Raw genomic sequence first — 6667 nt, 5'->3', positions numbered from 1 at the left:
CTTAAGCTGGCTTTAGCCTGAATAGCGACTTTCAGTCGCAAATAATTCCCTGCACTCCAGTGCAGGGTGGTTCAATGTATCCTTTCATTTCGGATTGGTTTAAACAAAGAGGTAAAAGAGCCGTAAAGGCATAATATGAAGATATCTAAATATATGTGACTCAATAAACTTATATAAAGCTTGCTAAACTTGTATATTAAACTTACGGCTGCAGGATACGGTAAATTATTCAGATGCCTGCAATGACTCTTAATTTAGCCAAAAGATCCGGTATAAAAAAATCCTGTGGCCGGTATAAACAAATATTTTTAGAGGGTGACATGGGATGATACCAAGCAAAGCGGGAACAGAGGAAAAAAACGATTGCATCATCGAACTGGAACCGCTAAATAAAGGAGAGGGCATAAAGATAGAAATAGAAAGCCCCATCAAAAAACAATTTGGAAGGCACATAAAAGAGACGATATTGGAAATTCTGAATGAATACGGCATAAAAGATGTAAGAGTTAAAGTGATGGATAAAAAAGCGTTAGACTTTACCATCCGGGCAAGACTGGAGGCTGCCATCGAAAGAGCAGGGGGTGAGCAAGGTGAAACTTCGGAGGACGCTGCTCTATGTGCCGGGAAATAACCCCAATATGATGGCAGACTGCATGATATACGGAGCCGACACAATACTTTTGGATTTAGAAGACTCCGTCTCCCTTTCCGAAAAAGACGCCGCAAGATATTTGGTAAAATACGCCCTGAGATACCTCGATTTTGGCAATACGGAAGTCGCCGTAAGGATAAACGGCATGGACACACCCTACTGGCAGGAAGACATCAAAAAAATAATCCCGGAAAAGCCCGACATGATAAGACTGCCCAAGGCAGAAACAAAAGAACAGATAAAGAGACTGGATGAAGAAATAAGTATGATAGAGGAAAGGTCAGGCATAAAAGTAGGCAACACCAAAATAATGGTATCCATAGAAAGTGCAAAAGGCCTCAAAAACGCCTATGATATCGCCACCGCCAGCCCGCGGATGGCGGCTATAGCCATAGGAGGAGAAGACTTCACCGCCGATTTAGGAGTAAAAAGGACCAGAGAGGGAAACGAACTCCTGGTAGCAAGAGGGGAGCTGGTTCTGGCGGCCAAAGCCGCCAAGGTGGACGTCATAGACTCCGTATTTTCCAACGTAGACGACGAGGAAGGCTTGAGAATGGAAACAGAAAGAGCAAAAGCCATGGGCTTCACCGGAAAATCCGTTATAAACCCGAGGCAGATACCAATAGTCCACGATGTTTTTAAACCCACCCAGGAAGAAATCGAAGAAGCCATAAAAATAACCGGAGCCATAGAAGAAGCCAGGAAAAAAGGGTCGGGGGTAATATCCTTAAACGGAAAAATGATCGATAAGCCCATAGTAGAAAAAGCCCAGAGAGTCCTGGAACTTGCCAAGACGCTAGGCCTTGTAGAGGAGGTGGCGGTATGCTGAACGCCATAGGGCGGGAAATCCCCGAGAGTCTGGGTGTACCGTATAGGGGAGAAATGCTGCAACCCTCCGGGAGGGCCGCGGGACATACCATAAAACTTTCCAGGCCCCATGAAAACAAAGTCCTTCCTACCATAAAAGAAGCCATAAAACAGAGCGGCCTGAAAGACGGCATGACCATATCCTTCCACCACCATTTAAGAGAGGGAGACCGTGTAGTAAACATGGTCCTTGCCGCCATAGATGAACTGGGCATAAAAGACTTAAAACTCGCCCCCAGTTCCCTTAACAAGTGCCATGACTTTTTAATCGATTACATCAAAAAAGGAGTAATAACTTCCATAGAAACCAGCGGCCTCCGGGGAAAACTTGGCGAAGAAATATCAAGGGGGCTCCTCAAAAAACCCGTTATAATAAGGTCCCACGGAGGAAGGCCGAGGGCCATAGAATCGGGAGAGCTCCACATAGACGTGGCCTTTATAGCGGCCCCCTGTGCCGACAGCGCCGGCAACCTGAACGGAGTGGACGGCCCTTCGGCCTTCGGCTCCATTGGCTATGCCATGGTGGATGCAAGATTTGCCGACACAGTGATAGCCATTACCGACAACTTAAAAAAATACCCCATTGCGCCCATAAGCATACCATCCACACTTGTAGATTACGTGGTATGCGTGGACTCCATAGGAGACCCCGAAGGCATTATGGCAGGCGCCGTAAGATTTACCAGAAGTCCCAGAGAACTTTTGATAGCCGAGTTGGCAAGTAAGGTCATCCTGAACTCGGGCCTTTTTGAAGACGGCTTTTCCATGCAGATGGGTTCCGGAGGGGCGTCCCTTGCCGTCATAAGACAGCTGAAGGATGCCATGAAAGAAAGAAATATAAAGGCCAGCTTCGGAATTGGAGGAATCTCAGGCCCCTATGCAAAAATGCTGGAAGAAGGATTAGTAGAAAAGTTGCTGGACGTCCAGTGCTTTGACCTGCAGGCAGTGGAATCCTTGAGAAACAATAAAAACCATATAGAAATGGACGCCTCTTACTACGCCAATGCCTATAACAAAGGCTGCGCCGTCAACAACCTGGACATAGTAATATTGAGCGCACTGGAAATAGACACCGACTTCAATGTCAACGTCATCACAGGCTCCGACGGCATCATCATGGGGGCTTCCGGAGGCCACTCGGATGCGGCCTATGGAGCAAAGCTCACCATCATCACCACCCCCCTGGCAAGAGGCAGGCTGCCCATTGTAGTAGACAAAGTAAAGACCGTCATCACCCCCGGCAGCAGTATAGACGTTGTAGTCACCGAAAGGGGCATAGCCGTAAACCCGAGGAAAAAAGACCTGGAGCTGAGATTAAAAGATGCAAATCTTCCGGTATGCTCCATAGAAGAACTAAAACAAAAAGCCGAAAAGATAACCGGCAAACCCGACCCTGTAGAATCGGGTGACAAGGTAGTAGGCATAGTGGAGTACAGGGACGGTTCCATCATAGATGTCATAAGAAATGTGGTGGATTGAAACAAAATCGGTCGATTTCAGGGTCGGCCCCAAAATTTATTGGGTCCGCAAGAAACTTTGGACAGATGACATGATACATTCGGCGCGGGGTGAGGGGGTTTCCCCGCCCCGCCGCATATATCAAGTTTGAGGAAACGAACGGGACAGATATTTTTGCAGAATTCAAATTTACAGAATATATAAAAATCTAGCATTATGTAGATTTTTTTAATGGATAATAGTATAATACCAGTATACAAAAATACTATAATACAATTATTTTTTACAGCAGCCTTTCTACAAATGCGGTAAAAATTCCGCACAAACTTGAAGGAGGGCAGGAAAATGAATCTCACACGAAAGATTATTTCCAAACATCTGGTGGAGGGGAACATGGTACCGGGCGAGGAAATCGCCATAAAGATAGACCAGACTTTGACTCAGGACGCCACCGGTACCATGGCATACCTGGAATTTGAGGCCATGGGCATCCCGCGGGTTAAAACAGAACTTTCTGTAAGCTACGTGGATCACAACACCCTGCAGACCGGCTTTGAAAACGCCGACGACCACCGCTTCCTCCAGAGCGCTGCGGCCAAATTCGGCGTGTATTTTTCCCGGCCCGGAAACGGCATATGCCACCAGGTGCACCTGGAGAGGTTCGGGGTGCCCGGTAAGACCCTGCTGGGTTCCGACAGCCACACCCCCACCGCCGGAGGTCTCGGCATGCTGGCCATCGGGGCCGGAGGGCTTGACGTGGCCATGGCCATGGCGGGCCGGCCGTTTTACCTTGCCATGCCCCGGGTGGTGAATATCCGGCTCCATGGGAGCCTTCCGCCCTGGGTATCTGCCAAAGATATCATACTCGAAGTACTGAGGCGCCTTACGGTAAAAGGCGGGGTGGGTAAAGTCATGGAATACGGCGGCGATGGAGTAAGAAACCTCTCAGTCCCTGAACGTGCCACCATAGCCAACATGGGTGCGGAACTGGGCGCCACGTCATCAATATTCCCCAGCGATGATATTACCAAAAGATTTCTGGAGGCCCAGGGCCGGGGCGGGGATTATGTGCACCTAACCGCCGACGCCGATGCCGAATACGACGAGATGATAGACATTGACCTCGAGCGACTGGAGCCCCTTATCGCACTGCCCCACAGCCCGGATAACGTGGTAAGGGTTTCGGATGTGGCCGGGCTGAAGGTGGACCAGGTGTTTATAGGCAGCTGTACCAATTCTTCTTACGCGGATCTTGTCCGGGTTTCGAAAATATTAAAGGGGAAGACCGTAGCTCCAAATGTAAGCCTGGTGATAGCACCCGGTTCCAAACAGGTGCTGTACATGCTTGCGAAAAACGGCTTCCTCGCGGACCTGGTGGCCGCCGGTGCAAGGATACTGGAATGCGCATGCGGGCCGTGTGTGGGGGTGGGCCAGGCGCCGCCTTCCGCCGGAGTTTCCCTTCGGACCTCCAACAGGAATTTCGAAGGCAGGAGCGGCACAAAAGACGCTAAAGTTTACCTGACCAGCTGCGAGACCGCCGCGGCATCGGCCATTGCCGGCGTTATAACCGACCCCCGGACCCTGGGAGAGGTCATACTTGTTGAAACGCCAGAAAAATTCGATGCCGACGACCGCATGATAATTCCGCCACCCGAAGATGGAAGCCGGGTGGAAATAATAAGAGGCCCCAATATAAAGCCCCTGCCAGGGATGAGCCCCCTGCCGGACGTTATAAGGGGCCGGGTGCTGCTCAAAGTTGGGGATAACATCACCACGGACCACATCATGCCCGCCGGAGCCAAAATCCTCCCCCTTCGTTCAAACATCCCGGCCATATCGGAACACTGTTTTGAGGCGGTGGACCCCACCTTCCCCGAAAGGGCCAGAAAAGCCGGCGGCGGGTTTATCGTGGGCGGCTCCAATTACGGGCAGGGTTCCAGCCGCGAACATGCCGCACTGGCGCCGATGTACCTGGGCGTAAAAGCGGTCATAGCCAAATCCTTTGCAAGGATACACCGTCAGAATCTAATCAATTTCGGAATACTGCCCCTTGTTTTTGCGGAGGAAAGAGACTACGACGACATAAAAGGGCCCGGCGATGGTGAAGGTGACGAGCTTGCCATTGAGAACGCCCGGGAGGGCCTGCTTTCTGACTGCTTGGAGGTTAAAAACCTCACCACCGGCAAAGTTTACAAAGTGAAGCACAACCTCTCGGGCCGCCAGATAGATATAATCCTGGCGGGAGGGTTGCTGAACCTGGCGGGTAGGCGCTGGGATATGGAGAAGTAATGTATAGCCCTAAATACCGCTGAACGACCTCAATACGCTTGAAGCGGTGAAAGTATACTATATTCAATACAAGCAATTTTAACGAAGTAAAATTTTGTTTGCCGGTTTTTTAAGTAAGTCGCATCGAGAAAGAGATTATGATGTAAACCATCATACCCTGTATTAAAAAAGGACGGTGAAACGTATGCCGGAAAAAATAACGATAAAAAATGGAAAACTTGCGGTGCCCGACAATCCCATAATCCCCTTTATCGAGGGGGACGGCACCGGCCCTGACATATGGAGGGCCACAAGAAAAGTGGTAGACGCCGCGGTGGAAAAGGCCTATAAAGGGAGCAGGAAAATTGAATGGAAGGAGATCCTGGCCGGGGAAAAGGCCTTCCGATTGACCGGAAGCTGGCTGCCGGGCGAAACCCTTGAAGCCATAAGAGAACACATAGTGGCCATCAAGGGTCCCCTGACCACCCCGGTGGGGGGAGGAATCAGGAGCCTCAACGTGACTCTGCGGCAGGAGCTGGACCTTTACGCGTGCGTGCGCCCGGTGAAATGGATTAAGGGTGTGCCCAGCCCTGTGGTTCACCCGGAATGGGTAGACCTGGTCATTTTCAGGGAAAACACCGAGGACCTTTACGCCGGCATCGAGTGGGAAACAGGGAGCGAAAAGGCGGAAAAGGTGAGGGAGTTTTTAAACAATGAAATGTGCTGCCGGATTCCCGGCGATGCGGGCATCGGCGTGAAATATATAAGCAGAGCGGCCTCCGAACGCATTATGAGGAAGGCACTGAAATATGCCTTGGAAAACGGCCGGAGGTCTGTAACGATAGTCCACAAGGGGAATATTATGAAGTACACCGAAGGGAGCTTCAAAAACTGGTGCTACGAGCTTGCAAGAAAAGAATTCGGTGAAACCATTGTTACGGAGGAAGAGCTTGCATGCGGCGGGAAAGTGACTGAAGGCAAGATCCTTGTAAACGACCGCATAGCCGACAACATGTTCCAGCAGCTGCTCCTCAGGCCTGATGAATACGATGTGATAGTGACGCCCAACCTCAACGGCGACTACCTCTCCGATGCGGCTGCGGCCCAGGTGGGAGGCCTGGGCATGGCGCCGGGGGGCAACATAGGGGATTATATCGCCCTTTTTGAGGCCACCCACGGGACGGCGCCCAAGTACGCCGGGCTTGATAAAGTAAACCCCGGCTCCCTGATTCTTTCGGCTGTCATGATGCTGGAGTACATGGCATGGAAGGAGGCGGCAGACCTCATAAGATCGGCCCTGGAAGAGACCATAATGAGAAAAACGGTCACTTGCGATCTTGCCCGCCTGATGGAAGGCGCATGGGAGGTCAGAACATCCGAATTTGCATCCGCGGTTGTTGAAAATATGGGGTAGTTCCGCCG

At 50.7% G+C, this 6667-nt stretch carries 5 protein-coding genes; all 5 read left to right on the top strand.

What is annotated here, in order from left to right; translation table 11 throughout:
• The first annotated feature begins 325 nt into the window (after positions 1 to 325).
• The 5 genes from citD to icd all read left to right on the top strand — a co-directional run bounded on the left by citD (position 326) and on the right by icd (position 6659).
• Complete coding sequence (gene citD / locus ACKX14_RS13285) at positions 326 to 631, top strand: citrate lyase acyl carrier protein (protein WP_422448428.1); 306 nt, start codon at positions 326 to 328, stop codon at positions 629 to 631.
• Complete coding sequence (locus tag ACKX14_RS13280) at positions 591 to 1481, top strand: HpcH/HpaI aldolase/citrate lyase family protein (protein WP_422448426.1); 891 nt, start codon at positions 591 to 593, stop codon at positions 1479 to 1481. The genes citD and ACKX14_RS13280 overlap by 41 nt, the downstream gene beginning before the upstream one ends.
• Positions 1475 to 2998, top strand: a complete 1524-nt coding sequence (gene citF, locus ACKX14_RS13275; RefSeq protein WP_422448424.1) for a citrate lyase subunit alpha — start codon at positions 1475 to 1477, stop codon at positions 2996 to 2998. The genes ACKX14_RS13280 and citF overlap by 7 nt, the downstream gene beginning before the upstream one ends.
• Before the next feature lie 324 nt (positions 2999 to 3322).
• Positions 3323 to 5266, top strand: coding sequence for an aconitate hydratase (locus tag ACKX14_RS13270; RefSeq protein WP_422448423.1), 1944 nt, complete (start codon positions 3323 to 3325; stop codon positions 5264 to 5266).
• Positions 5267 to 5450: 184 nt separating this feature from the next.
• Positions 5451 to 6659, top strand: a complete 1209-nt coding sequence (icd, locus tag ACKX14_RS13265; RefSeq protein WP_422448421.1) for an isocitrate dehydrogenase (NADP(+)) — start codon at positions 5451 to 5453, stop codon at positions 6657 to 6659.
• Positions 6660 to 6667: the final 8 nt, after the last annotated feature.

The organism is Thermorhabdus hydrogeniformans, from assembly GCF_049310025.1.
Taxonomy (GTDB): Bacteria; Bacillota; Thermosediminibacteria; order Thermosediminibacterales; family Tepidanaerobacteraceae; genus JBJYKD01.
This window is presented reverse-complemented; position numbering and strand designations above follow the sequence as displayed.